The organism is Pseudomonas brassicacearum, assembly GCF_918698105.1.
GTDB classification, from domain to species: domain Bacteria; phylum Pseudomonadota; class Gammaproteobacteria; order Pseudomonadales; family Pseudomonadaceae; genus Aquipseudomonas; species Aquipseudomonas brassicacearum_F.
The window spans coordinates 21,163-47,833 of the sequence record NZ_CAKKMI010000005.1 but is presented as its reverse complement, the minus strand read 5'-3'; the positions used below and the strand labels follow the sequence as shown (position 1 = coordinate 47,833).

General features: G+C 56.8%; 31 protein-coding genes and 1 pseudogene. 20 read left to right on the top strand and 12 right to left on the bottom strand.

Annotated features, from left to right (window positions below; all coding sequences use genetic code 11):
- Window positions 1–31: 31 nt before the first annotated feature.
- Window positions 32–661: a LysE family translocator gene (locus tag LQ215_RS03435; RefSeq protein ID WP_230147440.1), complete on the bottom strand. Its 630-nt coding sequence runs from the start codon at window positions 659–661 to the stop codon at window positions 32–34.
- Window positions 662–1,149: 488 nt separating this feature from the next.
- The gene (locus tag LQ215_RS03430) at window positions 1,150–2,010 is read right to left on the bottom strand and encodes an AraC family transcriptional regulator (RefSeq protein ID WP_436839555.1); all 861 of its coding nucleotides are present in this window, start codon (window positions 2,008–2,010) and stop codon (window positions 1,150–1,152) included.
- Window positions 2,011–3,380: 1,370 nt separating this feature from the next.
- Between LQ215_RS03430 and LQ215_RS03425 the strand changes: the two genes are divergently transcribed.
- Window positions 3,381–3,653, top strand: coding sequence for a hypothetical protein (locus LQ215_RS03425; protein ID WP_003203821.1), 273 nt, complete (start codon window positions 3,381–3,383; stop codon window positions 3,651–3,653).
- Window positions 3,654–3,779: 126 nt separating this feature from the next.
- Here LQ215_RS03425 and LQ215_RS03420 read toward each other — a convergent pair whose 3' ends face one another.
- The 3 genes and pseudogenes from LQ215_RS03420 to LQ215_RS03410 all read right to left on the bottom strand — a co-directional run bounded on the left by LQ215_RS03420 (window position 3,780) and on the right by LQ215_RS03410 (window position 5,084).
- On the bottom strand, window positions 3,780–4,088 hold the full coding sequence (locus LQ215_RS03420) for an addiction module antidote protein (protein WP_230147438.1): 309 nt from the start codon (window positions 4,086–4,088) through the stop codon (window positions 3,780–3,782).
- A 2-nt stretch (window positions 4,089–4,090) separates the two neighbouring features.
- Window positions 4,091–4,383, bottom strand: a pseudogene (locus tag LQ215_RS03415) (type II toxin-antitoxin system RelE/ParE family toxin).
- Window positions 4,384–4,658: 275 nt separating this feature from the next.
- A complete protein-coding gene (locus LQ215_RS03410; RefSeq protein WP_230147437.1) occupies window positions 4,659–5,084 on the bottom strand; it encodes a hypothetical protein in 426 nt (141 codons plus the stop codon).
- A gap of 337 nt (window positions 5,085–5,421) precedes the next feature.
- On the opposite strand from LQ215_RS03410, the gene LQ215_RS03405 reads away from it, so the two are divergent.
- The 7 genes from LQ215_RS03405 (at window position 5,422) to LQ215_RS03375 (ending at window position 9,782) form a co-directional block, all read left to right on the top strand.
- Window positions 5,422–6,177, top strand: coding sequence for a hypothetical protein (locus tag LQ215_RS03405; RefSeq protein ID WP_230147436.1), 756 nt, complete (start codon window positions 5,422–5,424; stop codon window positions 6,175–6,177).
- A gap of 468 nt (window positions 6,178–6,645) precedes the next feature.
- Window positions 6,646–7,191: a hypothetical protein gene (locus LQ215_RS03400; RefSeq protein ID WP_230147435.1), complete on the top strand. Its 546-nt coding sequence runs from the start codon at window positions 6,646–6,648 to the stop codon at window positions 7,189–7,191.
- 61 nt (window positions 7,192–7,252) lie between these two features.
- A complete protein-coding gene (locus tag LQ215_RS03395; protein ID WP_230147434.1) occupies window positions 7,253–7,471 on the top strand; it encodes a hypothetical protein in 219 nt (72 codons plus the stop codon).
- A 260-nt stretch (window positions 7,472–7,731) separates the two neighbouring features.
- Window positions 7,732–8,157 carry a hypothetical protein gene (locus LQ215_RS03390; RefSeq protein ID WP_038858728.1) on the top strand — a complete coding sequence of 142 codons (426 nt, stop codon included), beginning with the start codon at window positions 7,732–7,734 and terminating at the stop codon, window positions 8,155–8,157.
- 104 nt (window positions 8,158–8,261) lie between these two features.
- Window positions 8,262–8,462 (top strand): hypothetical protein, encoded by a 201-nt coding sequence (locus LQ215_RS03385; protein ID WP_230147433.1) that lies wholly within the window; start codon window positions 8,262–8,264, stop codon window positions 8,460–8,462.
- A 312-nt stretch (window positions 8,463–8,774) separates the two neighbouring features.
- On the top strand, window positions 8,775–9,281 hold the full coding sequence (locus LQ215_RS03380; RefSeq protein ID WP_230147432.1) for an AAA family ATPase: 507 nt from the start codon (window positions 8,775–8,777) through the stop codon (window positions 9,279–9,281).
- Window positions 9,282–9,344: 63 nt separating this feature from the next.
- Entirely contained in the window at window positions 9,345–9,782 is a 438-nt protein-coding gene (locus LQ215_RS03375; RefSeq protein ID WP_033028208.1) for a GNAT family N-acetyltransferase, read from the top strand.
- 114 nt (window positions 9,783–9,896) lie between these two features.
- Here the strand turns inward: LQ215_RS03375 and LQ215_RS03370 are convergent, their stop codons facing one another.
- Both LQ215_RS03370 and LQ215_RS03365 read right to left on the bottom strand, forming a co-directional pair.
- Window positions 9,897–10,112, bottom strand: a complete 216-nt coding sequence (locus tag LQ215_RS03370; protein WP_230147431.1) for a DUF6434 domain-containing protein — start codon at window positions 10,110–10,112, stop codon at window positions 9,897–9,899.
- A 29-nt stretch (window positions 10,113–10,141) separates the two neighbouring features.
- A complete protein-coding gene (locus LQ215_RS03365) occupies window positions 10,142–10,999 on the bottom strand; it encodes an AraC family transcriptional regulator (RefSeq protein WP_230147430.1) in 858 nt (285 codons plus the stop codon).
- Between the two features lie 291 nt (window positions 11,000–11,290).
- Here LQ215_RS03365 and LQ215_RS03360 point away from each other — a divergent pair, with 291 nt between their 5' ends.
- Window positions 11,291–11,503, top strand: a complete 213-nt coding sequence (locus tag LQ215_RS03360) for a hypothetical protein (RefSeq protein ID WP_175360877.1) — start codon at window positions 11,291–11,293, stop codon at window positions 11,501–11,503.
- Window positions 11,504–11,566: 63 nt separating this feature from the next.
- Here LQ215_RS03360 and LQ215_RS03355 read toward each other — a convergent pair whose 3' ends face one another.
- Window positions 11,567–12,490: a LysR substrate-binding domain-containing protein gene (locus LQ215_RS03355; protein WP_230147429.1), complete on the bottom strand. Its 924-nt coding sequence runs from the start codon at window positions 12,488–12,490 to the stop codon at window positions 11,567–11,569.
- A gap of 106 nt (window positions 12,491–12,596) precedes the next feature.
- Here LQ215_RS03355 and LQ215_RS03350 point away from each other — a divergent pair, with 106 nt between their 5' ends.
- Together LQ215_RS03350 and LQ215_RS03345 are read left to right on the top strand one after the other, a co-directional pair.
- Window positions 12,597–13,046, top strand: coding sequence for a PACE efflux transporter (locus LQ215_RS03350; RefSeq protein ID WP_230147428.1), 450 nt, complete (start codon window positions 12,597–12,599; stop codon window positions 13,044–13,046).
- A 288-nt stretch (window positions 13,047–13,334) separates the two neighbouring features.
- On the top strand, window positions 13,335–13,487 hold the full coding sequence (locus LQ215_RS03345; protein WP_230147427.1) for a hypothetical protein: 153 nt from the start codon (window positions 13,335–13,337) through the stop codon (window positions 13,485–13,487).
- Between the two features lie 98 nt (window positions 13,488–13,585).
- Here LQ215_RS03345 and LQ215_RS03340 read toward each other — a convergent pair whose 3' ends face one another.
- Window positions 13,586–14,014: a DUF2628 domain-containing protein gene (locus tag LQ215_RS03340; protein WP_230147426.1), complete on the bottom strand. Its 429-nt coding sequence runs from the start codon at window positions 14,012–14,014 to the stop codon at window positions 13,586–13,588.
- A gap of 396 nt (window positions 14,015–14,410) precedes the next feature.
- On the opposite strand from LQ215_RS03340, the gene LQ215_RS03335 reads away from it, so the two are divergent.
- On the top strand, window positions 14,411–15,121 hold the full coding sequence (locus LQ215_RS03335) for an AzlC family ABC transporter permease (RefSeq protein ID WP_230147425.1): 711 nt from the start codon (window positions 14,411–14,413) through the stop codon (window positions 15,119–15,121).
- The gene (locus LQ215_RS03330) at window positions 15,118–15,426 is read left to right on the top strand and encodes an AzlD family protein (protein WP_003203770.1); all 309 of its coding nucleotides are present in this window, start codon (window positions 15,118–15,120) and stop codon (window positions 15,424–15,426) included. Before LQ215_RS03335 ends, LQ215_RS03330 begins: the two co-directional genes overlap by 4 nt.
- Before the next feature lie 53 nt (window positions 15,427–15,479).
- On the opposite strand, the gene LQ215_RS03325 is transcribed toward LQ215_RS03330, so the two are convergent.
- Window positions 15,480–15,686 carry a hypothetical protein gene (locus tag LQ215_RS03325; protein WP_027912993.1) on the bottom strand — a complete coding sequence of 69 codons (207 nt, stop codon included), beginning with the start codon at window positions 15,684–15,686 and terminating at the stop codon, window positions 15,480–15,482.
- Window positions 15,687–15,918: 232 nt separating this feature from the next.
- Window positions 15,919–17,130: an MFS transporter gene (locus LQ215_RS03320; protein ID WP_230147424.1), complete on the bottom strand. Its 1,212-nt coding sequence runs from the start codon at window positions 17,128–17,130 to the stop codon at window positions 15,919–15,921.
- A 129-nt stretch (window positions 17,131–17,259) separates the two neighbouring features.
- Here LQ215_RS03320 and LQ215_RS03315 point away from each other — a divergent pair, with 129 nt between their 5' ends.
- Window positions 17,260–17,772 (top strand): anti-virulence regulator CigR family protein, encoded by a 513-nt coding sequence (locus tag LQ215_RS03315; protein ID WP_230147423.1) that lies wholly within the window; start codon window positions 17,260–17,262, stop codon window positions 17,770–17,772.
- A 640-nt stretch (window positions 17,773–18,412) separates the two neighbouring features.
- On the opposite strand, the gene LQ215_RS03310 is transcribed toward LQ215_RS03315, so the two are convergent.
- A complete protein-coding gene (locus tag LQ215_RS03310) occupies window positions 18,413–20,269 on the bottom strand; it encodes a sigma-54-dependent Fis family transcriptional regulator (protein WP_230147422.1) in 1,857 nt (618 codons plus the stop codon).
- Between the two features lie 420 nt (window positions 20,270–20,689).
- Here LQ215_RS03310 and LQ215_RS03305 point away from each other — a divergent pair, with 420 nt between their 5' ends.
- The 6 genes from LQ215_RS03305 to LQ215_RS03280 are packed head-to-tail and all read left to right on the top strand — an operon-like array spanning window position 20,690 to window position 26,641.
- Window positions 20,690–21,784 carry an ABC transporter ATP-binding protein gene (locus tag LQ215_RS03305; protein ID WP_230147421.1) on the top strand — a complete coding sequence of 365 codons (1,095 nt, stop codon included), beginning with the start codon at window positions 20,690–20,692 and terminating at the stop codon, window positions 21,782–21,784.
- Window positions 21,784–22,893, top strand: coding sequence for an ABC transporter ATP-binding protein (locus tag LQ215_RS03300; RefSeq protein ID WP_230147420.1), 1,110 nt, complete (start codon window positions 21,784–21,786; stop codon window positions 22,891–22,893). The genes LQ215_RS03305 and LQ215_RS03300 overlap by 1 nt, the downstream gene beginning before the upstream one ends.
- Window positions 22,890–23,756, top strand: coding sequence for a carbohydrate ABC transporter permease (locus LQ215_RS03295; RefSeq protein ID WP_030142069.1), 867 nt, complete (start codon window positions 22,890–22,892; stop codon window positions 23,754–23,756). The genes LQ215_RS03300 and LQ215_RS03295 overlap by 4 nt, the downstream gene beginning before the upstream one ends.
- A gap of 10 nt (window positions 23,757–23,766) precedes the next feature.
- The gene (locus tag LQ215_RS03290) at window positions 23,767–24,567 is read left to right on the top strand and encodes a carbohydrate ABC transporter permease (protein ID WP_230147419.1); all 801 of its coding nucleotides are present in this window, start codon (window positions 23,767–23,769) and stop codon (window positions 24,565–24,567) included.
- A 10-nt stretch (window positions 24,568–24,577) separates the two neighbouring features.
- The gene (locus LQ215_RS03285; protein ID WP_057451631.1) at window positions 24,578–24,850 is read left to right on the top strand and encodes a DUF2160 domain-containing protein; all 273 of its coding nucleotides are present in this window, start codon (window positions 24,578–24,580) and stop codon (window positions 24,848–24,850) included.
- Window positions 24,851–24,898: 48 nt separating this feature from the next.
- Window positions 24,899–26,641: an ABC transporter substrate-binding protein gene (locus LQ215_RS03280; protein WP_053189418.1), complete on the top strand. Its 1,743-nt coding sequence runs from the start codon at window positions 24,899–24,901 to the stop codon at window positions 26,639–26,641.
- The last annotated feature ends 30 nt before the right edge of the window (window positions 26,642–26,671 follow it).

The following is a 26,671-nucleotide window of genomic DNA, read 5'->3' as shown; positions in this document are numbered from 1 at the left end:
TCTGGCCCGGTTTCTTCGATCATTTGACTCTTTACTTATGAGTCAGAGCGAGTCGCACCCCTAGCCCGATGAACGTGAAACCGATCATTCTATCTATCCACCTCCTGACACGCGGGCTACCGCTGACGGCTCGTGCGGCTTTCGCCGCTAACCACGCGACGGTAATATCGTTGATTAGCCCCAGGAAAACAAAAACTGCACCGAGCACCAAAAACGCAGCAGTTTTGTCAGCGCTATCGGGTGTTACGAACTGTGGAAAAAATGCGACGTAAAAAAGTAAGACTTTGGGATTAAACGCATTCGTCAGGAAGCCACGAAACAAAAGTGTCCTGTTTTTTAACCGGGGTGTACTCGGGCTGATGTTACTTGGAGCCGCTTTTGCGAAGAGTGTCCGAATTCCCAGATAAACAAGATACATGCCACCCAGGTATTTAATCGCGATGAACGCTGATGGGGAAGTAGCCAGCAGGGCCGTGAGCCCGACCGCACAAAAAATCGTGTGTAAACATCCTCCCAAGGATACGCCCAAGGCCGACAAAATGCCGGCGCGCCTGCCATGCACCATGCTTTGGCCTGCAACGTAAGCGACATCCGGGCCTGGCGTTGCATTGAGAGCGATGACTGCTATTACAAACAACGGAAAGTGGACTATACCCAGCATGAAGGCATCCTTCCTCAGCGGTGATCGGCAACAATCTACCTGTTTGAAATTGATCCTCACTTTAGCCCTAAACGCTGGGATCAAGAAGGTGTGTTTGCCAGAAGGTAATCACGCGAGTGCTTCTTGGCCGTAACCCCCACCGACTGTCTTGAACAGAATCGACCCAAAGCAGCCCTTCGCGAGGAGCAGCGCACAGCGAGTTGCTGGCGCATGAGCGGATGCTCGTCCAAGCTCCGCAAGGCGTATTCTCCGGCCGCTTACAAATCAGGCCGCTTTTATTCTGACGTGACGATGGACCCTACTGATCTCGGCACAGGCACAGCTACCAGGATGAACTGACGAGCAAAACGAGCATCGCGCAGACCAGCTGTTTGCAGTTGATGGATGTAAGTGGGTACCTCTCAGCTGTGTTGCGTCGACCGGTTGAATCCACAACCCTGAACGGACATTCATCGACGTCAGTTCAGGGTCGAAAGCTACTTGCTCCGCTATTGCAGCGGAACATACACATCCGTTTGCCACTGATCCTGCGGTGTCTCGGGGTAGATGCTCAGGTAATGGAAGAACAGCGGCTGGTCACGAAGTTCCTCTCCACTGGCAGGAAGCCAATCGCGGTAAATCGGATAGATCGTTTCGCCGATGTGATCCGGTGACCCCTCATGTCGCACCACGACACAGCGACCGCCGGGAATGACGATTTCGCGCACGCCGAACTCATTCGGCGCCACGGCCTCGTGAATCTCGCCGCAGATTGCGAAGCGGAATTCTTGCGCAGGTGTCGTATCGGGGTTGCCATAGGGAATGCCAAAGCTGCGACTCGACGCCACCGGCGACTGTCCGCTCTGCTTACGCCACTCGATGAACTTGCGCACGCTCTCATTGACGAGCCCGGCGGGCCCGCAGTGTTCAAATGCGGCGACCCTGACTTCAGGGAATTGCACGATTCGTATTTGCATGATGATCGTCCTGGAAAAATGAGGGATTGCGAACACCGCATTCCAGACCTGCCAGTTCGGCTCCTTCCTGAACGCACTCGGCGTCATACCGAACGCCCGCCTGAACGCCCTGCAAAATGCCTCCGGACTTTCGAAGCCGGCACCGAGTGCGGCCTCCAGTACCGAGTGATCAGCGACGGCGGCTAGGCGATGCGCCGCGCGTCGTAATCGCATCAGTTGCACATAACGTGAAACAGGCACGCCCACGAACGCGGTGAATTGTCGATGGAAGTGAAATGCCGAAAAGTTCGCCACATGGCTCAACGTATTCACCGACAGATCACCCTCGAGATTCTCATTAATGTAGGCGAGGACGGCGTTGAAGCGTTTTGTGTAAGCGAAGTTGGGCGACATGTCAGACACTGGGAAAAGGCTCCTGGAAGTACGGTCGGCGATAGAGTCGACTATAGCGACGTGAACGCGCCTAGCCGCGTTTGCTCAAGGTACGTTTTGGGTTGGTACGTGCGATCTCTTTCAAGGCGATGTGGAGGTCAGGGGCATTTCAGGTGACCACTTCTGGCCGTTCTCTGCTGGTGCTCACTACCTCGCGTGCTGGTCAAGTCGAATGAGAAGGTAAAAAAAGGGGGGGGATTTATTTTTTGCTTCGCTGCGCTGAGAGTTTCATCGAGTGGATTTGCTTGGATCAACAGCCGATTAGAACGTAAATCCGCTTTTCCCATAAGGCAGCGCACTGTGAGTGATAACCTACGAGTCCTTCTATAAATGATATTGGATACCTTATGACAAGCTGTTTGAGGACGCTTGGAGCTAGCCTCGCTAACAGTATAGTGATCCCCGCCGCTTGGTTATCGGGGCTTACGACGATAGGGCTCTTGTGGGGCATGATAGAGTTTTGGCCCGATAAGCTTTCAGTCGAAGGACGTCAGCTCTTCCTGGCTTCTGTTTCTATTTTTTGTCTCGCCATATGGCATTTGATACGGCGCAAGAGACGAGCAAAAGCACTGGTAGCATCCATCAACCTAAAAGAAGGTCTGAGCCTTGACGACACTCAGCTGCTCGGCTATCCAAGCCCCCTGTTTTTTGTCTTTGACCTCTCCAGCAAGAAACTCGCTCAATGCCAAAGCGCCACCGGCGACTATCAAATTCGAGACTTCACGTGGGTAACAGGATGGCAGTGCGAGTGGCAACAGATTGACACCAGGGTGTCGGGCGGGGTTATTCAAATAGTCGATGGGGCGGGCATGAGCGTTCCAGCCGACGAGATTCGGCGTAGATTCATAAGATTCTCACTGGTTTTGACGGTTGCCGATACAAGTCATCCTCTCCTCCGTTTTCCAATGAACCGGAGCGCAGCTGAAGCGTGGTGTACCCGGTGCAATGTACTTTTCAAGTGCTAAACGCGAAGCATCACACCGGAAAATAATTATCTTTAGAGCTCGCGGCAGCGCTGATGCTAAAGAGAAAAGAGGGGAGAGATTTATTTTTTTGCTTCGCTGCGCTGCGAGCTTCCATCGAATGGATTCGCTTGGATCAACTGGCAGCCGGCGTCTGGTCCCTTCGCTACGGCTTATGAGGGTTTAAACGAGCACCGCGGGGGCATTGACGCAAATTCCTACACAAACCTCGGAAGCCAGCGCATTGCAGCAGCAGGATGTGCAACCTATTGTCTCTCTGTCGCCCAGATGGCGATTCGGGTTTGGCGACTCGATTGAATGAAGCGCAGAAGCTCCTGCTCCTAAATCAATTGAATGAAGGTACTGCTCATGACCCGATACATGCCCATCACTGGCATCGACTGCATCCCCGCGACCCTGCTCATCGACACCGAAGCGCCTCTAGACGTCCTTTTCGAAACCGCCGATTACCGCATCCGCACGGTGACCCAAGTCTTGGAAAATATCGCGTTTCGCTCGGACATCAGCTCAGACACGGTGGTGCTGACTGATTTTTGTAAATTGCTGACTACATCGTTACGCGATGGTTGTGATGTCATGGATGTGATTGGAAGACGATTGCGGGCGCAGGCGGCGGAATAATGAAGACGGGCGACTTATAAGCCGCCCGTTTCATAAGAGGAGAACAGGGGCAGACTACGATCATGAGACGGGCAATTTTACAAGCGAACTCAAAATCGTGGTTTGTCCCGGTGTCTAATCCGTTCGTCAGGCCGGTGAATGATTAGCTGCATGCCCAGGCTGCGCATGAAGATCAATGCCTAGCGCATGAATGACCTTGAGTACGGTATCAAATCTCGGCTTTGATCCGGGTGCGAACGCCTTGTACAAGCTTTCTCGCCCCATGCCAGAGTCTTTAGCGATCTGCGCCATGCCGCGGGCCTTGGCGGCATAGCCGATCGCTCGGAGAAACTCCTCGCTATCACCATCAGCCAGCACTTGGGAAAGGTATTCACTGATGGCTTCGTCGCTATCGAGTAGTGCCGCCATGTCAAATGTCGTCAGGTGTTGGCTCATGTTCAAATCTCCTTTGCCAATTTCTTCGCTCGCCGGATATCAGCACTCTGTGAAGACTTGTCACCACCCGCCAGTAGCACGATGACCACTCCACCGCGCATGGTGAAATAGTCCCGGTAGCCAGCGCCTACATCCACACGCAACTCTGAAATACATCACCGACAGGTTTCACATCGCCCAGGTTACCTGCTGCGGCGCGATCAATGCGGCGGGCGATAGCGATTTTTGCTCGCAGATCACGGACCGATGAATGCCAAGCAGTGAACGTCTGCGTTTGCTGTATGCGGTAAATCATGAATGACCGTATCCAGTTGGATACAGGAAGTCAAAGTGCTGATTTTGGTCGCCCCCCCTATATTCTCAATCCGGTGGTGGGGGGAAACAGAGACAGACCAGGATCTGAGGATGAGCGAACTCAAAAGCGTAGTCTGTCCCCAGTCTTTGCGTACGCGGCGAAGAGGAGTCAGTGGGATGTGTTCGAGGGGACGGACTGCGCGGAAACGTCGAGAGAGCGGGTATGGCACGCATAAAAAAGCCCGCGAGAGAGGCGGGCTTATTCAGGGCTGACCTTCAAAGGCAATCGGACTTGCTTATCTGAAAGTCAGTGATCGGAGCACTGCTTGAGTCATTGATTGTGTATCTGATCAAGAGCCCCGACTTCACGAACTGTCCTAGACCTTTTTCATCGCAGGATACAGAGGCCGCAAGAGCTTTTTTGTCTTTCGTAAATGCGTCGGAATCGATTTCATCTTTCGAGGTTTTTGTAAGCGTGTAGGAGATACGCATGATACCGTCTTGATAGGTCACCGAATCAAGGCGAGTGTCATCGACCGTCTTCTGGGACTGGGCATTCATGATGAGCGCGGTCCCTTTAAGCTGGCGTTCTCGCTCCTCCTTTTTGTCTTCCGAAGCAGACCGTGCATGCCAGAGTTGAAGCAGCACAAAGAGTGAGATCATTGCTGAAAAAAAGAGGATGGGTCCGCGGTACTGCTTCAACTGAAATATCCATGTCAAAAGGCTATCAGTTATTTGACCATGCCATCCCCCTCATCTCAAGCTGGAAAAATGCCGATGATTCGTGTGGTTGAAAAGGATCGTGGTCTGTCCCCAGCGCCCGCCAGCGCCCGCGTAGTCCCCTCACAGGGCGGGCGCTGGGCACGCTCGATGACCCGGGTGGCAATTGCCGGGCGCGCCAGCAGCTCGGCGAGCAGTCGCCAGAAGAAGTTGAGCATCGGTAATCCTGACCTGATAGCGTTGCGTGAAAGGGTCACGGATGGGAACAGAGAATGGCCAAACCATGTGTTCCGATGTCTATTCGGAATGAGGACCGTTAATGCCGTACAACTACACGAACGGCCGCTATCTGGTCTTCAAAGGCCGGGGCAGCGATGGGGCGCCCTTTGGCCGGATTCACCAGGACGGAAAAGTTCGAAACCTCCTAGGTGAGCCGCTGTACTACATAGACATGGACGAACGTGCGTTCATTTCGGTCGATTTTGTCTTTCAGGGTGAAATACAAAAATGTCGCGGCACGTTTTGTGTGCTCAGCGACAAAACGCTTTTCACATTTTCCGAGATGGAGGTTAAGCCACTGGGAAACGAGACCGAGGAGCAGGCGCTTCACAGGGAGTTCAAAAGGAGGGCGCTAAGTTTGGCAGGGCAGATCGTTCAGGCGAAGAATGAGATGGTGCAGGCACGCTTGGATATGGCCTGGTCCAATTTAAACCCTTGCCGTCGTTTCCGTGCCTTCTTCACGAGCCGAGCCCGAAGGGGGCGAGCATTAGGGTGGCGTTACAGTGGGTTGGAGAGTGATCATGAGTTCAAATCGGAGTCTGTCTCCATCTCCTCATCGTCAATCGCGACAATGGTCTTGTGGGCTGCGGATGCAAGAAAAATGCGGGCAGACCAGGATTATGAAGCGGTCCGATTAGACTTGAACTCAAATCGCGGCCTGTCCCCAGCTTTCTGGTTTCCTCCGATCGAGGTGGATTCCATAGCGGCACTTGCAGCAAGTCCCCGTCGTAGCTCGCGCTGGGAAAACATCCAGTCAATCTACACTCCGCGTTTTGCCCAGACACTCGTCAATTAATTGGGACTTAAATGAAAAAGGTAGTTTTGGCTCTCTCGCTGGTCACACTGGCAGCCTGCATGCCTTATCAATCAGTGACCTCGCCAGATCCAAATTGGATGCGTCTGGGTGGAGATGAGCCTGAAGGTTATCCAAGGTCGTTTGTTGAGAACCAGAGCGGCAATTGCGCTCTGGTTACCGAGTCATGGTCTGAGGGACGAATCAATGGTCGTCTGCTGTGGACCAAGAAGCAGGCTCGAAAGGCTGTTACCTGCCCATAGGCGCCTGTGTAAGCACTGATTTCGCGCCGGTAAGAAGGGACAAAACCACGATTCTGAGGCCGTCAGATTAATGCACGCACCTGGCCCGTTCTTGGCTCGTAGCAGCGAAGTAATGGTGCTAAATTCTGCGCGTCCAGCGTGTGGGCCCATCTGGCTCAGCGGGATATTTAACCCCTCTCTCAACCGATTTTGTGGATATGGAAATTCAATGAACACATCCAAGCTTCCGATTGCGCTGTCCTGCGCGGTAGCTGTTTTGATGTTGAGCGGATGCGCTGCCTCTGTAAAAAGCGGCGGGACTGAAACGCTCGTCATTCAGGAGTCAGCCAAGCAGAACCTGGTCGTAAACTTTCAAGGCAATAGCAAGGTTCAACAAAACGAGGACTGGCCTCGCTTGAAGCAAGAGTGGAATGACGCCCTGCAAGTCGAAGCAACTCGCGCCGGCTACAGCCTTAAAGAGGCTCAGGCATCAAGCCTCGAGGGCAAGGACGGTGTCGGTATCAAGATCAACGTGACCAATTTCCGTTACCTGACCCCTGGCGCGCGCTACGGAGCCGGGGTCATGGTGGGAAATGCGTGGGTCAATTCCAGTGCAGACTACTCGGACTTGAAATCGGGTCACCTGATTGGAACTCGCACCTATGACACGTCCTCATCGGCTTGGGAAGGTGTCATGTCGGCTATGACCAAAGAGCAGGTCCAGGCTATTTCCCAAAAAATCATAAGTGATATCAAGAGCGCAAAAGCCAAGTAATGCGATCCTGGTTAACCGGCGTCATGAGTCGACGAATAAAGCGGGTTGCGGAAGAGCGCGGATGACTCAATGGAAAACACAGGGAGTCTGGAGCAAGGCGTGGACCTATGCGTTGTTGGTATTTCTCGTAGTGTTTTCCTTTTACTCCGACGCGACCTGGCTGGGCGACGGCCCATCCAAGCCCAAGCGGGTCTTCAGCCCCGGTTTCATCGCGTTCTGCGCATTGGTGGCTGTGTTTGAGCTAATGGTGCTGAATCACTTCTATGGTGCGAATAGATGAGGTGAGAGTTAAAGGATTGAGGGGGCGCGGGGCGGCCACGATTATGAGACGGGCTGATTACAGATGAACTCAAAATCGTGGTCTGTCCCCTGTTGCTCCTGTTTCCCACCTCACGCCCGGCTGCATCCCTCCAGCTTCACTCAATCCGGCCCCGGAACTTTTCCTTAGAATGATGTCAATTTGATAGCGTGTCGCGACGCTCAATAAATGAGGATCAACCAGTGCCAGGCTGTTTCCTGGCAGACCCAGGAAAGTATGAAATGAAACTGATTCTTGCGATGGTATTGATGTTCAGCGGTTACGCCTTTGCCGGTTGTGGCAACATCGATGATCATGACCAGCGCGCTTATTGCAATGCCAGGGAAAGCGGCAGCAGTTGCGGAAACATCGATAATCACGATTTGCGTGCGGCGTGTAACGCAGAGCTGGGAGGCAGTTCCTGCGGCAACATTGATGATCATGACCAGCGTGCCTATTGCAATGCCAAGCAGGGCGGCAGCAGTTGCGGCAACATCGATAATCATGACTTGCGTGCGCGATGCAACGCGGAGACGGGTAGCAGTTCCTGCGGCAACATTGATGACCATGACCAGCGCGCCTACTGCAATGCCACCACCGGCAGCAGTAGTTGCGGGAATATCGACAATCATGACCTGCGCGTCCAGTGTGAGTCCGCGAAGCGCTGATTGGGGCATCGGCGGTGGGATGGGTAGGGAACGCTGCGTAGCGCTCTGCCGTGATGTATCTGCGTCGAAGCTGATGAAGCAACGCCCCTAGGAAGGGTTGATCAATGCCAAAGAAACTTCAGGAAAGCAAAGTAGCGACGGCTGCTGACATTGAGCGCTCCATCCAGGCACTGAACAAAATGGCGGAACGCCTCTGGGGCGATGGCCGGGAGGCTGAGGCGAAAGCCCTGCTCGATGCCTTGGATGCTTTAAACAGGGCGCTCGACAGGATCAGGATTGGGGAGAGTCGCAGGGTTCTTCATTGAAGCGTGACGAGAAATGGGACACACCCACGATATAAAACGGGCCGATTACAAGGGGGGCAAAATCGTGGTCTTGTCCCTGGTTTCACGGCGTCGGCGTACCTTTGGCGCGCAAAGAAAAGCCCGACTGGGGAGGCCGGGCTAAAAGGGTTTCACTAGGAGCTGAGATGACCATAGGCGCTCGGCTGTGAAAGGGATGTGAAAGATTGCGTCCAGTACGAGTTTTAAAATCGTGGTCTGTCCCTGGTTTCCAATCGCTGTCGCATAACTGGCTGCTGGCTACACTGGGTTAGCTCACTAATCGAAGGACATGGAATGCTCATCGTCTTCAGCGGCCTTCCCGGCACCGGAAAAACGACTATCGCTAATGATCTTGCCGCTACAACAGGCGCCGTGTACCTGCGGATCGATACGATTGAACAGGCGATTCGAAACTCGGGTGCTCTTGCGCAAGATGTAGGGCGCAGTGGTTACATGGTTGCTAATGAGCTTGCCCTGAGCAACCTTCGTTTGGGTCGCACAGTCATCGTTGATTGTGTCAATCCCGTCCTCGAAAGCCGAGTCGCGTGGAGCGAAATCGCCTCACAGGCTGGTATTCGATTGGCAAATATCCAAGTGGTTTGTTCCGATAAAGATGAACATCAGCGCCGGGTCGAAACAAGGATGGTTGATGTTCCCGGGCTGACTCCACCCACTTGGCAGTCGGTACTGGATCATAAATATGAGCCGTGGGAGGAAGCTCCGTTTTGCATAGACACAGCCTTGACCTCTCCGGTGCAAGCGGTCTCGATGATCATCGACCGATTTTTGTCCAGTGAGTAGCATCCCTGCGCCGCTCGGATACAAATGATGGGCGAGCCTATGCAATACCCTGTTGAGAACAACATGAAAGTGCGAAAAGCCTTACTAGCCGATGCAGAATCGGTGTCCAAACTCCTAGGCCAGTTAGGCTACCAAGTCTCGCAAAAGCTAATCCGAGATAAGCTTGAGGCTTTAGAGCTTAGCGCTCGCGATACCGTGCTGCTGGCACAAGACGGTAAAAATATTGTCGGTGTCATAAGCTTGCACGTACTTGAGCTGTTTCATCAGCCGGGTAGGCTCGGACGCATAACTTCCCTTGTCATTGATGAAAATTTCCGAGGACAAGGAGTAGGGGCAATGCTTGTTTCCGCTGCTGACGCGTTTTTTACAGAGCAGCTTTGCGTCCGAGCTGAGGTGACTAGCAGTGATCATCGAATACAGGCTCACACTTTTTATCAACAGCACGGTTACGCGGTCGACGAGCGCCGGTTTGTCAAACGGTATGATTCTTCCGGGGCATAGTAGGTTTAAATTCGGCTAGCACGTCACCCTGACCAGAGTAACATCCTGCGAAGTCACCTTGCGTGGGCGCCCATTTGAACATCCAGAGTGTTGGGCCTGATGCCCGTGGGATGTTCAGTGGATATCGCGATTGCGCTGCAGCCACTCATCGACGGCTTCGCCGAGCGTTTTAGGTACGCCATTACGTATCCAGGCCATAAAGCCCCTATCAAATTTAAAGTCCGCGCCGCAGTGTTCGACCATGAATCTGCGGACGTTTTGGGTGTTTCGGTAATTCTTGCATATTGTCGTATTTCTTGTGAGCTGATCACTGTGCCAATTGAAACTCATGGGGCGGGCTCCATGCTTAGTGGTCTGATTTATACATTTATGGCATGGAATGCTTGGCGTCTGGCAAGCGGTATCCACACGTCCACGTAACCCTTCCCTCGGGAGGGTTCGAAATCAGGACTGTACTGTTCGAACTCAGGCGCGTCGGCAAGCTCATATTCGGACTCAGGCAACCAATGATTGAAAATGGTGAAGAAGGTCTGATGGATCGTCGAGATATGGCCTTGATGCCGAAACACGACATAGTTTTGCTGCGGCACCCTGAAATACCGAAAAGCCGGAGGAAGACCTTCGACACAGGACACCTCGGTGCCGGCAATGTACTCAAAACTGCCATCCGGTTCAGGATTACAGCACAGGCCATAGCTCCAGTTGTTTACCTGATTGGGTATCTGTCCCAGGTAGGGGGAGAACGCTTGCCACAAGCCGACGATGCCTTCGTTCTTATCGAAGGTAAAACGATTCCCCAGACCCGCGATGAAAAACTCTGCTCTAGTTTCAAAGCGAGGTTCAGAGAGTGTTATGAGCTTCCTTTCTTTCATGCGTAAAGGCTCCACTAGCGAGAGATGTTCATCCTCGTGCCCACGCACCTGCTTTGGAGTGAGCCCAAACAGATCGCAGAAGGCGCGTGTAAAGGCTTCATGGGAGCCGTAGCCAGCATCCAGCGCTACTTTCAGGATATCCGGCGCACCTTGACGCAAGGTCAATGCCGCTTGGCTTAAACGCCGTGCGCGGATATAACGCATCACCGACCAGCCCGTCGACAGCGCAAACAAACGGGCCAAGGCAAAGGGAGACATGTTGCAATGGCGTGCGACACGTCCCAGATCGAGTTGGGATCCCAGCTCCAGCTCGATATACCACAGGGCCCTTTCGATATTCAGCATGACGAATCTCCATGAATGCTGAAGCGACGTTATCAAATGGATGGGGACAGCATTTGATCGTTCTTGCGGTTTCTGCTTTCCACGCCAGAGCAAATGAAAGATCTCCACTTCTCGTCACTATGGCTTATGAGAGCTCAACCGTGTGCTGCGAGCGCCATTGCCGCTAAAGGCTGGCTTCGAAATGAATTTACCGGCGGTCCAACCTTTTGGAATTGCTGTCACCCGGGGGACTCCACTCATAGAGAAATATGTATTTCTCAATTGCGGTGAATACCGCTCGAGGTAAATGGAATGACGTCGTTCGAAGAATTCAGGGCCACATCCCATGAGCTTCTCAAAGAGCTGGACGCTGCGACGATAAAAATGATGATGCTGGTTTCTGCGAAAGAGGTATCCGGTCCTTTTTGGGAGGATGCTGCCCAGCGGCATCATGATGCTGTAGATGCTTGGCATTCCTTTCTCAATATCCCTACGGATTTTGCTGTGAATCCGCCTCTTCCCTGACGGGGCGGAAGGAAAGGGGCGGGGCGAATCCTGCCCTTTTTCCGCGCTGAAGGCGCCATTGAATCAGTCTTGGTCCAAGGTGTCGCTGGCAGGAGCATCCGCTTCAGCAATACTCCGCCCCAACAACCACTCACTAAACCCCCGCACCGCCGTCTGCCGCTCCCGCCCCGGCACACATACCACCGTATACCGCGCACCCGCCAAACGAACCTCAGGGCGATATTCAACCAGCTCTTCACGCGCAACAGCCTCAGCAACCAGCACATTGCTGGCGAGCACCAGCCCGTGCCCGGCGATCGCCGCCTGCAGGGCATGCTGTTCCTCGTCATAACGCCGAAAACGCGCGTTCTTCAGCCAGCCCAGGGTGCCGGCCTTGGCGCACCACGCAGGCCAGTCGACCGCCACCTTTGCACTGCTCAGCCACGGCACGTCGATCAGTTCGACGGGCGAGCCTGCTGCGGGCGGTTGCCAGCCGGGGCGGCAATAAACGCCAAAGTACTCGTCCAGCAAAGGCTGTTCGAACAGCTGTGGGTCAGGCGTGAAGAGGGCGCGGATCGCCAGGTCGATGCTGGCGTCACGCTGCAGGTCGACCACGTCGTTGCTGGTATGCAGCCTGACGTCGATCTCCGGGTACAACCGATGAAAATCCCCGAGCCGCGGTATCAGCCACAGGCTGGCGAATGCCGGCGTCGTGCTCACTACCAGCGACTGTGCAGCACAAGGCGGTGACAGCACCTGCAGGCCATGTTGGATATCAAGCAGGGCGCGGTGTATGAACGGCTGAAGGCGCTCGCCATCGGCGCTCAGGCGTACGCTTTGGCTGGAGCGTTCGAACAGCCGCACGCCAAGGAAGGCTTCAAGGCTTTTGACCTGATGGGAGATCGCCGCCGGGCTGACATTCAGTTCCTGGGCCGCTGCCTTGAAGCTGCCCAGCCGTGCGGCGGACTCGAAGCCGCGCAAGGCGGTGAGGGGCAGTTTGGCGAACATGGGTGGGTAGGTTACTCAGGTTGAGCGTGGCTCAATTTAGCTCAATTGTGCGCGGGTGCTCAACTTGCCAGGCTGTGGTCTCCCACCTCACTCCAGGAGCCCAGCGATGCAAGGCACGCCCCGTAAAATCCTTCAGGCCATCCTCTACGAAGCCGGCGGCGTGCTGTTCGTGGCCCCGGCGCTGGCGCTGACCTACGAACAAGGGATGGGCTATTCAACCCTGCTGTCGCTGGTGATTTCCGCCGTTGCGCTGGCCTGGAACATGCTTTTCAACGGCCTGTTCGAGTGGTGGGAACGTCGCCAACCCAGTCGCCATCGAAACTGGCAGCGACGACTGCTGCATTCCCTGGGATTTGAAGGCGGCTTGACGTTGATCCTTACACCTGTGATTGGCGCGTGGCTGGGCATCAGCCTGTGGTTGGCATTGGTGACCAACCTGGGGTTGTTCGTGTTTTTCTTTTTTTACGCGCTGGTTTTCCAGTGGGTGTTTGATCGAGTGTTTGATGTTCCGCTTTCGGCGCAGGCCGGTGAGGGTTCTGTGTCCAACGCCCGCTGAGTTGTTTGCATGTCGGGTATGCTCATCGTTCCCCAGGTGCCGATGCTGGATCCGCGACATCCAGCCGACCGCAATCAATGAAGCCGGTAAAACGACCGTTATGAAACCACTCATTGACCCGCGGGGCGGGGTGTCATTGGTCGGCGACTCGTCTAGACCGGGGGGGTATGCCGGACCAAGGGTTGCCACACAGGTTGTTGGCGACTACCCTGAAAATGTTTGGATTGTTACGAGAAATTTCAAGCATGGCGATTTTTGGTCAACCCACTTAAGGATGAGGTGAATACAATGTTTGCTCATGAAGGTACTGCGATAGAGGTGTTGCTCTTCATTTTTGGCTTTGCCGGGTTTGCCCTGGCACTGTGGTTCGTTCATACCTATTTTGAGCGCAAGGCTAAAAATGGTGTAAAAAAACAACATTCGGCTCATCGGGGCAGTTGAGCGTCGGCTGATGCTGCTCCCCAAGAATTAAACCCTCAGAAACAACAAGCCCGCACACTCATGATGAGGTGCGGGCTCTTGATGACCCAAGCCTGCAATCAGAGACGCATGCCTTTGAACGGGTTCCAGCCTTGCTCGCCTTTCACTTCCTTGAGGTAGTACGCGTAGTTGGCCATGAGTGCGTACATCATCGACATGGCGATGCTCAGGCCCGTACTCAAAGGACGGGGAAATTCCATGCCGATGATTGCGAAAATCACGCTCAATGCGATGTGGATCGCCACGAAAATACCCAGCAGGGCCAGGTTTTTCTTCCAGAGGCCCAGAACGAACAGGTAGATCGGGCCGAAGAAAAACGCAATCACGTTGGCGTTGATGAGGATTTTCTTCTTGACGCCAGGCAGTGCCTTGACGGCTTCCTTGTAGCGTGGGTCGTTTGGTGCGCCGTAAGTGTCAAAGAAGTCAAAGCGTTCCTGCCATTTGGCGCTGTATTTACCCGTGCTTTGTACTTGTTCAGTTGTGCTCATTTTGCAAGGCTCCTGCTTTCCATTAGTAGTTTTTCTTTCTTCCAAGAAATCCTGTGCTCTGTTTCTAGCGCATTGATTGCTTTGATCTTTGACGAAGGGCGCGAGTGAAACGCCTGAGGTGTTTATTTTGCCGTTTTATGGCCATTGGTGTGGAATATTCCGCACTGGCCGCTTGAGTGGTCGCTTGGTCTGTGACGTGCTTCACTCAATTTTTTCAGCGGGGTTTCAGTTGCTCCAACGCCGTCAGGAGTCTCGCCCTCGCGCTAAGCGCGCGCTTTACGACTCACAGGATTCGCTGGCTTGATGGGTATAGGCCCGCCAAGAAGTGTTCGACATGAAGATTCAGCTTCATACTCCCAGCTTTTACACCGTGGATAACCAAAAAGAGGCGATGTCTTGTCGAACGATCAACCCCATTTGCATGAGCTAAAGCTGAATCACATTTACGACGGTTTCAAACAACTGCTCCCAATCTCTCTTTTCGTCGTCGTGTTCGGCGTTGCTTTCGGCCTGGCGGCTGCGCAAACGGGCCTGAGTGATACCTCAGCCGTGCTCATGAGTACGCTGGTTTTTGCCGGCGCTTCTCAATTTGCCGCACTCGACCTGTGGGGGCAGCAAGTTCCGATCGTTCCGCTGATGATCACCGTCTTCGCCATCAACGCCCGGCACTTATTGATGGGCGCGACGCTTTACCCGTGGCTGCGGGAGCTGCCCGTTGCCAAACGCTACGGTGTCATGCTGGTTGTTTCGGACGCCAACTGGGCCATGGCGATGCAGGCGTTCAGTCGTGGCAAGCCGGGGCTCGGGCTTTTATTCGGCGGCGGCATTGCACTCTGGGTCGCGTGGATCCTGGGCAGTTGGCTGGGGCTTCATTTTGGCAGCGCCATTGAGAACCCGGTCAGTTTCGGGCTCGATATGGTGATGGGCTGTTTCTTGTTGGCGATGGTCGTCGGCGGGAAGAAAAACCTGCGCATGTTCATCATCTGGAGCGTGGCGGCCTGCTCATCGCTGTTGGCTTACTGGTACTTGCCGGCGAACAGTCATGTTGTGGTCGGCGCTTTGGCGGGGGGCATTCTGGGCGCGCTGTGGATGGAGAAAAAACAATGAGCATTGAAACGGCGGGTTACGGCACCCTGGTTGTCATATTGATAATGGCCGCGGTGACGTTGGCGACTCGGTGGGGCGGTGTTTTCGTGATGTCGTTCGTGCCGATCAACTATAGGGTGCAGCAGTTCATCACGGCCATGTCCGGTTCGGTGTTGGTGGCGGTGCTGGCCCCGCTGGCGGTTAAAGGGGACAACGGCGCACGCCTGGCTTTGCTGACCACGGCAATCGTCATGCTGACACTGAAAAAACCGCTGCCGGCAATTGCGGCCGGCATACTTGCAGCTGCTTTAGCCAGGCAGTTCTGAAAGGTCGAGTCGCCCGCGAACAAGCGAGCGACGAAACCCCATCAACACCCAGGTCAAAAACTCAGCGCCGCCGCTTCCCCAAACGAGTGATCCTGTACACCCGTCATAAAGTGCAGCGACATCTCCTGTGGCGCCTCAATGGGTGGAATTTCAAAACTCCCCACCACCTGACCCTGAAGCGCACTCAGCCGCATCGACTCTTCTTCCTTTAACTTTGCCATTCTCGCGTGATTCGCTGCGATTTCGTTGAGAGTTGACACGGTACATCTCCGTTTGCTGACCAAGCATTGATTAATTTGCCGCCGCGTCAGAATTGCGTCGTTCTTGGCTGCTGAGACAGGCCAGTGCAAACCCTGAGCCAGACGTGGCCGCCTGTTGGCCCCGATATTCAACAGGTGACGAATGGCGGAGTAGACGTGGATTGACGTCGGCAACGTTGCAACCATGCCTCAACAATAAGTCACTGAGAATACAAACCGCCCCCCGATAGGGTCAGTCGGTCTCGGCGTTGTAGACGCTTGATCGGTATGTCGAATGCCTGTGCAGCACAACCACTGCGGCTCCGATCAGGCTGGTGGCAACCGCCAGCAGCAGAATCACCTGCTGCGTTCCAACCGGCGCGGCCAGCACCGCGACCAGCAGGCCCGCGAGCGGTTGCGACAGGTTGTTGAGCAGCGTGATGACGCCGACGGTCTTGCCGAAGTCCTGGGGCGGAATGACTTGCTGGCGGAGGGTCCGGAAGTAGACGTTGAACATTTTGTCGAAACCGACAATCAGCAAGAAACCGACGACGTAGCCCCCTGTGTTCGGGCTGAGGGCAGTGATGAAGGCGCCGACGGCAATCAGCGTGTAGGAGAGGGCGCCCAGTAGTTTCAAGGGCAAGGTGACCCGAGCCAGGAAAAACAGGATGAGAATGGTGGTCACGGCACCGGCTGCCTGTAAGCCTGCGTAGTCATCCTTGCCGGCGCCGTAATGGCCGATGACCATGGCCGCCGAGGTGGCGAGGGTGACGCCGATGATCAGGTTGACGCCCACCGCCAGGCTGATGATCTTTTTCAGTTCCGCCAGGTTGCGAATGTGGCCGAAGGCAATGCGCAGCGGGTTCAGCCAGAGGTCGTTATGCTGTTCGAAGGTTTGCAGGGTGACCGAACTGATGCGTTGCCAATACAGCATCGCCAGATCCGCCAGCAGGAACAGCCCGGCAATCGCCAGCACCACCCAGTGCCACGCCCACACCTCAAGCAGCAGCGCAGCGATCAGCGGGCCCAGTACCAAGCCGGTCTGGTCGGCGATTTGCGAGTAGGACAGGGTCTTGGTGTAGGTGTAGTGCTTGAAGATGTACGGCATCACCACTTCGCGGGCCATGATGCCCTGCGTGGTCAGCACGCCGCACAGGGCCGAGAGCGCGACGATCCAGTAGATACCGCCGAAGACACCATAGAGCACGACCGTCACCCCGCAGGCGACGGCGCGATAGACCTGGCTGATGTGCAGGATGCGAATCGGCGAGAACTTGTCGCACAGCGCGCCGCAGATCGGGAACGCCAGATAGCGTGGCAAGGACTCGACGAAGAACGCCAGGCCTGCCCAGGTGACGCTGTTGGTGGTCTGGAAAACAATCAGCGGAACGATGAACAGCAAAATCTGGTCGGCCAACCGGGAGAGGAACATCGAGACGAAAAAAGCCAGGTAATCCTTGCGCATGAAACTCCTTGATTGCTGTGTTCAGGTGTTATCCGGTCCAGGCAAGCGGCGCGCAGTGTGATATGGAACTAATATCACCGTTAGTCTCTATATCTTTACAGGCGACATCCCTTTTTTGAGAGAACTGCCATGTTCAAATCGCGCTCGTTGATTGCTGCAGTGACCTGTTTCGCCCTGGCGGTGGGCCCTGGCATTGTTGTCGCGGACCCGGGTAACGGCAAGGGAAATGCTCAATTCGATCAAGGTCCCGGTCAAGGGCAGGGAGGCAAAGGCGGGCAGGGCAACAAGGGCGGTCAAGGAAATCCCGGTAACAAGGGCAACCAGGGCGGCAAAGGCAACCAAGGCGGTGGTGGCGGCGATTGGCATAACGGCCCGAGTCTTGACCGCGGCGGCATCCTCGGTGTGATTGGCGGCTATCGCGATTACTGGAGCCCCGGCCCGGCGCTGCCGCCAGGCATCCAGAAAAATCTTGCACGAGGCAAGCCGTTGCCACCCGGTATCGCCAAGAAGCTCGATGGGCGACTGCTGGGGCGGTTGCCGCACTATGACGGTTATGAGTGGCAACAGGTCGGCACGGACCTGATCCTAGTGGCGATCGCCACTGGCATCATCTATGAAGTGCTCAATGGCGCGTTCGACTAAGTCGGAGTAATGCCAATCAGTTAAGCAAAACGCCTGTGGGAGCGGGCTTGCTCCCGATAGCAGTGTGTCATTCAACATTGATGTTGGCTGACCCGACGCCTTCGCGAGCAAGCTCGCTCCCACAGTTTTTCCGAGTTGTTCTCGGGTACCGCACTCAGCACAAATCCCCTGTGGGAGTACGACCGGGAGAGCCAGGCCGGCCGCAAGTCCGCCTCGCGAGCAAGCTTTGCTCCCACAGGTCCTGCTCAAACAAGTCTGACGGGTGTGCGACCGGGAGAGTCAGGTCGGCTACTAGGCCGCCTCGGAAAGGACGTTGATCTCGGCGCCCCGTTAACCACGATGGCCGAACGCAGGTATTGCGTAGTGGGCATCCCGGCATGGATGCCGGGATAGCCGCGCTGGGCCATGGATGGCCCTTCGCGGCGGGCCCACGGAGCAATGCCTTCGTTCGGGCATGCCGAGCCTAAGCGAGGCACCAAGTGGTGGGGCAAAGCGTTTTTGGTTACTTTTGGCGCTCTTCCAAAAGTGACCCGCCGTCAGGGCGGAACCCTAAACAGCCGTTACCGCGAAAACGGATATGTACTCAATCAACAGAGCAAGTCCAGCCATCGCGAGCAAACCCACTCCCACAGGTTTCGCATCAGCTTTCAAGCTGCCGCAGGCGTTTGTACAGGGTATTGCGGCTAACCCCCAGCCGTCGCGCCAGGTGTGAAATATTCCCGCCCACTGCCTGCAACTGACGGTTCAGGTCCTCGGCATCGTTCAGGTCTACCGTCAGCGGCTCAGGCGTCTGCACCGGTTCCATTTCAAGGTCGACAAAGAAGTCGTCGGGCAGGTGTTCCGGGCGGATCGGTTGTTCCTCGGCCATCGCCAGGGCCACTTGCAGCACGCTGCTGACCTGGCGCAGGTTACCCGGCCATGGATGGCGCTCGAACAGGTCCAGTACCTCGCGGCTCAGGCCGGCCCATTGGGTCGGTTCGCGGTGGTGTTCCCAGAGGCGTTTGAACAGGGCCTGCTTGTCGCTGCGTTCGCGCAGGGGCGGCAGTTCCAGGGTCAGGCCGCCGATGCGGTAGTACAAGTCTTCGCGAAACCGCCCCAATTGCACCTGTTCACGCAGCGAGCGGTTGGTGGCGGAGATGATGCGGATGTCCACCGGGAACAGCTCGGCGCTGCCCACCGGTTGCACGCAACGTTCCTGCAAGACCCGCAGCAGCCGGGCCTGGGTCGGCAGGGGCATGTCGCCGATCTCGTCGAGAAACAGCGTACCGCGGTCGGCCTTGCGGATCAGGCCGATGCTGCCCTTTTGATTGGCGCCGGTGAAGGCGCCTTTTTCATAACCGAACAATTCCGATTCCACCAACTCGGCGGGAATCGCTGCGCAGTTGACGGCAATGAACGGCTGTTTGCAGCGCGAACTGGCCTGGTGCAGGGCTTTGACGAAGACTTCCTTGCCGACGCCAGTCTCGCCGTGGATCAGCAGCGGAATGTCCTTCTCCAGCAAGCGCTCGGCCTGGCGCACGGCTTTCTCCACGCGGCTGTCACCGAAGTGCAGGGTGTTGAGGCTGATGACATGGGCGGCAGGAGCCGAGGCAGGCATGGGCGTGGGCGCGGGCTCGGTGAAGACCCGCGCCTTGATCGACACCTGGCTCGGGCGCCTGAGCAGGCACTGGAACCGATTGCTGCCGGATGCTTGCAGGGCGAACGGCAGGCCGTCGGGCTGGTTCAGCAACTCCAGCAGCGAGACCTTGAACAGGCTTTCGATGCTGACCCGCGACAGGCTCAGGCCCAGCAGGTTGTCGGCCCGGCGGTTGGCGGACAGGACCTGGCCGCTCTCATCGAAGATCAGCAGCCCGGCCCATTGGCTGTCGAGGTTGTTCAGGCCGGTGTTGAAGGTCAGTTGGAAGTGTTCACCGCGAAACAGGTTGAGGATCAGCCGGTTCTCCACCGTCTGGCTCATCATCTTGACCATGCCCAGGGTGTGGGAGGGCGGCAGGTAGCTGTCGCTGGAGACGTCCAGCACGGCGATGACCTTGCGCTCGGCATCGAAGATCGGCGCGGCGGAGCCGGTCATGAAGCGATTGGCCTTGAGGAAGTGTTCATCGTGTTCGATGTGCACCGCCTGTTCGCAGGCCAGCGCGGTGCCGATGGCGTTGGTGCCGGTGCAGCGCTCCATCCAGCTCGCCCCGGCGCTGAAGCCATGGGCCAGTTTCGGTTCGATGAAGCGCTGGGTGCCCCAGGACGTCAGCACTTGGCCCTGGTTGTCGGCCAGCATGATCAGGCAGTTGGAGTTGCTCAGGATGTTTTCGTAATACGGCAGGACTTCCTGGTGGGTGGTCTGCACCAGCGAATGCTGGCTCTCCAGCAACTGGGCGATGCCATGGGCGGGCAACTGGTCGAAGGCCGGCACGCTCTGATGGTTCAGGCCGAAGGCGCGGCAACGGGACCAGGAGGCCTGGATGATTGCCTCGTGAGACAAGGCTGGAGCAGGTGCGGCCATGGGGGCACTCTCGCAGGAGCTGTTTTTATTGTTGTGGCAAGTCTCGCACAGACTCCTTGTGCTGGGGCAGGCCTGAATAGCACTTCATACACAAACCCTTGTGGGAGCGAGCTTGCTCGCGATAACGGTGGGTCAGTCACATCAATGCAGCTGAAACACCGCTATCGCGAGCAAGCTCGCTCCCACATGGGCATGGCCAGGCTAGCCGAAAACGTTCTTTCAGTGTTGTTCAAAATTGTTCATTGTCAACCCACTCGTTGTTCAATTGTTCATCCCTGATTGTTCACTTGTGTTCATCAACGAACGTCTTTTTCCTGCGGGCAAATGGAAATTTCAAGCGCATCAAGGGTTTGTATTTTCTGGCACGGCTTTCGCTTTCTCTCTCGGGTCGCTTGACTCCAATAATAAAAAGGCCGAGCCATGTCATTAACGCTTGAGCACATCTGTCGCACCGTCGAAGGCCAGACCTGGATCGACGATGCCAATCTGAGTTTCGAACCCGGATCCTTCAACGTCCTGTTGGGCCGCACTCTGTCCGGCAAGACCAGCCTCATGCGCCTGATGGCCGGGCTGGACAAGCCCGACAGCGGCCGCATCCTGATGAACGGCGTCGACGTCACCAAGCGCCCGGTGCGCCTGCGCAACGTGTCGATGGTCTATCAACAGTTCATCAACTACCCGACCATGACCGTTTTCGAAAACATCGCCTCGCCGCTGCGCCAGGCCGGTGTGTCCGAAGAGGTCATCCAGGGCAAAGTCCTGGAAACCGCAAAAATGTTGCGGATCGAAAAATTCCTCAAGCGCCATCCGCTGGAGTTGTCCGGTGGCCAGCAGCAGCGCACCGCCATGGCCCGGGCCTTGGTCAAGGACGCCGAGCTGATTCTGTTCGACGAGCCGCTGGTGAACCTGGACTACAAGCTGCGTGAAGAGCTGCGCCAGGAAATGCGCGAACTGTTCCAGGCCCGCCACACCATCGCCGTCTATGCCACCACCGAGCCCAACGAGGCGTTGGCCTTGGGCGGCACCACCACGATCCTGCATGAGGGCCGGGTGATCCAGAGCGGCAAATCGTCTTCGGTGTATCACCAGCCGCAAACCGTGCTGGCCGCCGAATTGTTCTCCGAACCCCCGATCAACCTCATGCCGGGACGCATCGCCGGCAACGAGGTGAGCTTCGCCAATTTCGTGCACTTCCCGCTGAACGTCGACCTGCGCCCGGTGGGCGAGGGTGAGTTCCGTTTCGGCGTGCGTCCCAGCCATATTTCCCTGGTGCCGAGCAACGACGACGACCTCGAACTGGCGGTGACCGTCGAGGTGGCCGAGATCAGTGGCTCGGAGACGTTCCTGCACGTGCGCAACGAACATTTCCTGCTGGTGCTGCACTTGCCAGGGGTGCATGAGTACGACGTGGATGCGCCGATCCGCATCTACATTCCGACCCATAAACTGTTTGTCTTCGACGCCCAGGGCAAGCTGGTCCAAGCCCCAGGGCAGCGTATCGCGAGGGTTGCCTGATGGCCGAAATTCGTTTGCAGAACCTCGCCCACAGCTACACCAGCACGCCGGCGGGCCCCGAGGACTACGCGATCCGCGAGATGAACCACATCTGGGAACAGGGCGGCGCCTATGCGCTGCTCGGACCTTCGGGCTGCGGCAAGTCCACGTTGCTCAACATCATTTCCGGACTGCTCAGCCCTTCCGAAGGGCAGGTGATGTTCGACAGCAAAGTCGTCAATGACCTGACCCCGGAGCGGCGCAACATCGCCCAGGTGTTCCAGTTCCCGGTGGTGTACGACACCATGACCGTGTTCGACAACCTGGCATTCCCGCTGCGCAACCAGGGCATGGCCGAGGCGAGGATCCACACCAAGGTGCAGGAAATCGCCGAAGTCCTGGACCTGCAGAGCCTGCTGGACAAAAAGGCCCGCAACCTCACCGCCGACGAAAAACAGAAAGTCTCCATGGGCCGCGGGCTGGTGCGCGACGATGTGTCGGCGATCCTGTTCGACGAGCCGCTGACGGTGATCGACCCGCACCTGAAATGGAAGCTGCGGCGCAAGCTCAAGCAGATCCACGAGCAGTTCAACATCACCATGGTCTACGTCACCCACGACCAGTTGGAAGCCTCGACGTTCGCCGACAAGATCGCGGTGATGTACGGCGGCCAGATCGTGCAGTTCGGCACGCCCCGGGACTTGTTCGAGCGCCCGAGCCACACCTTTGTCGGCTACTTCATTGGCAGCCCGGGGATGAACCTGATCGAGGTCACGGCGCAGCCCGGTGGCGTCGGCTTTGGCTCGACCCACTTGCCGCTGTCGGAAACCTTGCAACGTCGGGTCGCCGAAGCTGAAGGCAAAAGCCTGAAGGTCGGTATCCGCCCCGAGTTCGTGCATGTCTGGGATGGCCCTTACGACGACGCGATGCGCGCTGACGTGGTCCACGTCGAAGACCTGGGCACCTACAAGATCCTGACCCTCAACCTCGATGGCGTACCGCTGAAAGTGCGTCTGGCCGAAGACAAGCCCGTGCCCGAAGGCACGGCGTACATCAGTTTTCCGGGCCAATGGCTGATGGTCTATGCCGATGAGTATTTGCTGGAACCGTTGAGCGAGGTGCAGCCATGAACAAGGTGCAGAACAACAAGGCCTGGTGGCTGGTATTGCCGGTGTTCCTGCTGGTGGCCTTCAGCGCCGTGATCCCGATGATGACCGTGGTCAACTATTCGGTGCAGGACATCTTCGACCAGTCCAGCCGCTACTTCGTCGGCGCCGACTGGTACAAACAGGTGCTGCTTGATCCACGGCTGCACGATTCGTTGCTGCGCCAGTTCATCTACTCGGCGTGCGTGCTGTTGATTGAAATTCCCTTGGGCATCGCCATCGCCCTGACCATGCCGACCAAGGGCAAATGGTCGTCCCTGGTGCTGATCATCCTGGCGATCCCGCTGCTGATCCCGTGGAACGTGGTGGGCACCATCTGGCAGATTTTCGGCCGCGCCGACATCGGGCTGCTGGGCTCCACCCTCAATGGCCTGGGCATCAACTACAACTATGCGGCCAACACCATGGACGCCTGGGTCACCGTGCTGGTGATGGACGTCTGGCACTGGACGTCGTTGGTGGCGCTGCTGTGCTATTCGGGGTTGCGGGCGATTCCCGACGTGTACTACCAGGCCGCGCGGATCGACCGGGCGTCGAACTGGGCAGTGTTCCGGCACATCCAGTTGCCGAAGATGAAGAGCGTGCTGCTGATCGCCGTGATGCTGCGCTTCATGGACAGTTTCATGATCTACACCGAGCCGTTCGTACTCACCGGCGGCGGGCCGGGCAACGCCACCACGTTCTTGAGCCAGACCTTGACGCAGATGGCCATCGGCCAATTCGACCTGGGCCCGGCGGCGGCGTTTTCCCTGGTGTACTTCCTGATCATTCTGTTGGTGTCCTGGCTGTTCTATACCGCCATGACGCACTCCGACGCCAACCGTTGAGGCCCGCACGATGAGCAAGAGAAAGCTGATACCGCTGCTGATCTACATCCTGTTCCTGCTGGTGCCCATCTACTGGCTGCTGAACATGTCGTTCAAGAGCAACACCGAGATCCTGGGTGGCTTGACCCTGTGGCCGCACGATTTCACCTTCCACAACTACAAGGTGATCTTCACCGACCCGAGCTGGTACACCGGTTACCTCAACTCGCTGTACTACGTGAGCCTGAACACGGTGATTTCCCTGAGCGTCGCGTTGCCGGCGGCCTATGCGTTTTCGCGCTACCGGTTCCTGGGGGACAAGCACCTGTTCTTCTGGTTGCTGACCAACCGCATGGCGCCACCGGCGGTGTTCCTGTTGCCGTTCTTCCAGCTGTATTCGTCCATCGGGTTGTTCGACACCCACATCGCCGTGGCGCTGGCCCACTGTCTGTTCAACGTGCCGCTGGCGGTGTGGATCCTCGAAGGGTTCATGTCCGGAGTGCCGAAAGAAATTGACGAGACCGCCTACATTGACGGCTACAGTTTCCCCAAGTTCTTCGTGAAGATCTTCATCCCGTTGATCGGCTCGGGCATCGGTGTCACGGCGTTTTTCTGCTTCATGTTTTCCTGGGTCGAACTGCTGCTGGCGCGCACGCTCACCTCGGTCAATGCCAAGCCGATCGCGGCGGTCATGACCCGCACCGTGTCGGCCTCGGGCATCGACTGGGGCGTGCTAGCGGCGGCGGGGGTGTTGACCATCCTGCCGGGCATGCTGGTGATCTGGTTTGTTCGCAACCACGTGGCCAAGGGCTTTGCCCTGGGCCGGGTCTGAGGAGTCGATGATGGAATGGATGAACTGGACCGCCCCCACGGCGGCATTCTTTGGCGTCATCGCCTTGCTGCTGGCAGGCATGACCACGTGGGAACTTCGTTCGCCGAGTATCCCTCGGCGCGGTTTCCTGCCGATTGCCACCACCCGTGGCGATCGGTTGTTTATCGGTCTTCTCGGTAGCGCCTACCTGCATATGCTGGTGATCGGTGCTACCGACTGGAGCATCTGGATAGCGTTCGCGTTGTCCTTGGTGTGGCTGTTGGCAGTGATGCGGTGGGGCTAGTCGCGAAGGTTCGCCGATCAGGCTCTTAAACCCAAACAGGAGGTCTCTATGTTCAATAAAAACAATAAGCTGCGACATAGCGTTTCATTGGCAGCCATGCTGGCACTCAGCGGGCTGAGTGCTGCGGCCTGGGCCGACGCCTATGAAGACGCCGCTAAAAAATGGATCGGCAGTGAGTTCAAGCCGTCGACCCTGACAGCCGAGCAGCAGCTCGAAGAACTCAAGTGGTTCATCAAGGCCGCCCAGCCGTTCCGCGGGATGAAGATCAACGTGGTGTCGGAAACCATCGCCACCCACGAATACGAGTCCAAGGTGCTGGCCAAGGCCTTTACCGAAATCACCGGGATCCAGTTGACCCACGACCTGCTTCAGGAAGGCGACGTGGTGGAAAAGCTGCAGACCCAGATGCAGTCGGACAAGAATATCTATGACGGCTGGGTCAACGACTCGGACCTGATCGGTACGCACTTTCGCTACGGCAAGACCGAATCGATCACCGACCTGATGGCCAACGAAGGCAAGGATTTCACCTCGCCGACCCTGGACATCAAGGACTTCATCGGCATCTCCTTCACCACTGCACCGGACGGCAAGATCTATCAACTGCCCGACCAGCAATTCGCCAACTTGTACTGGTTCCGCGCCGACTGGTTCGAGCGTGCGGACCTGAAGGCCAAGTTCAAGGAGAAATACGGCTACGAGCTGGGCGTACCGGTGAACTGGTCGGCCTATGAAGACATCGCCAAGTTCTTCTCCGAAGACGTCAAGGAGATCGACGGCAAGCGCGTCTACGGCCACATGGACTACGGCAAGAAAGACCCGTCCCTGGGCTGGCGCTTCACCGATGCCTGGTTCTCCATGGCAGGCGGCGGCGACAAGGGCCTGCCCAACGGTTTGCCGGTGGACGAGTGGGGCATTCGTGTCGAAGATTGCCATCCGGTTGGCTCCAGCGTGACCCGCGGCGGCGATACCAACGGGCCGGCAGCGGTGTTCGCCACCACCAAATACGTGGACTGGATGAAGAAGTACGCACCACCGGAAGCGGCGGGCATGACCTTCTCCGAATCCGGCCCGGTGCCGTCCCAGGGCAACATCGCCCAGCAGATTTTCTGGTACACCGCTTTCACCGCCGACATGACCAAGCCAGGCCTGCCGGTGATGAACGCCGATGGCACGCCGAAATGGCGCATGGCGCCGTCGCCGCGTGGTCCGTACTGGGAAGAGGGCATGAAGCTGGGGTATCAGGACGTGGGTTCCTGGACATTCATGAAGTCCACGCCGGAGAAACAGAAACTCGCCGCCTGGCTCTACGCGCAGTTCGTGACGTCCAAGACCGTATCGCTGAAGAAGACTATCGTCGGCTTGACGCCGATTCGTGAGTCGGACATCAATTCCCAGGCCCTGACCGACCTGGCGCCGAAACTCGGTGGCCTGGTGGAGTTCTACCGCAGCCCGGCCCGCGTGCAATGGACCCCGACCGGCACCAACGTGCCGGACTATCCGCGCCTGGCGCAATTGTGGTGGAGCCACATCGCCGAAGCCGCCAGCGGCGAGAAGACCCCGCAGCAGGCCCTCGATGGCTTGGCCAAGGACCAGGATGCGATCATGACTCGCCTGGAACGCTCCAAGGCCCAAGCTACCTGCGCACCTAAGATGAACCCTGAGCGCGACGCGCAATACTGGTTCGACCAACCGGGCGCACCGAAGCCGAAACTGGCGAACGAGAAGCCTAAAGGTGAAACCGTGAGCTACACCGAGCTGTTGAAGTCGTGGGAGGCGGCACGCAAGTAAAGCCCCAGGCGTGAAAACGAACGGCACCGA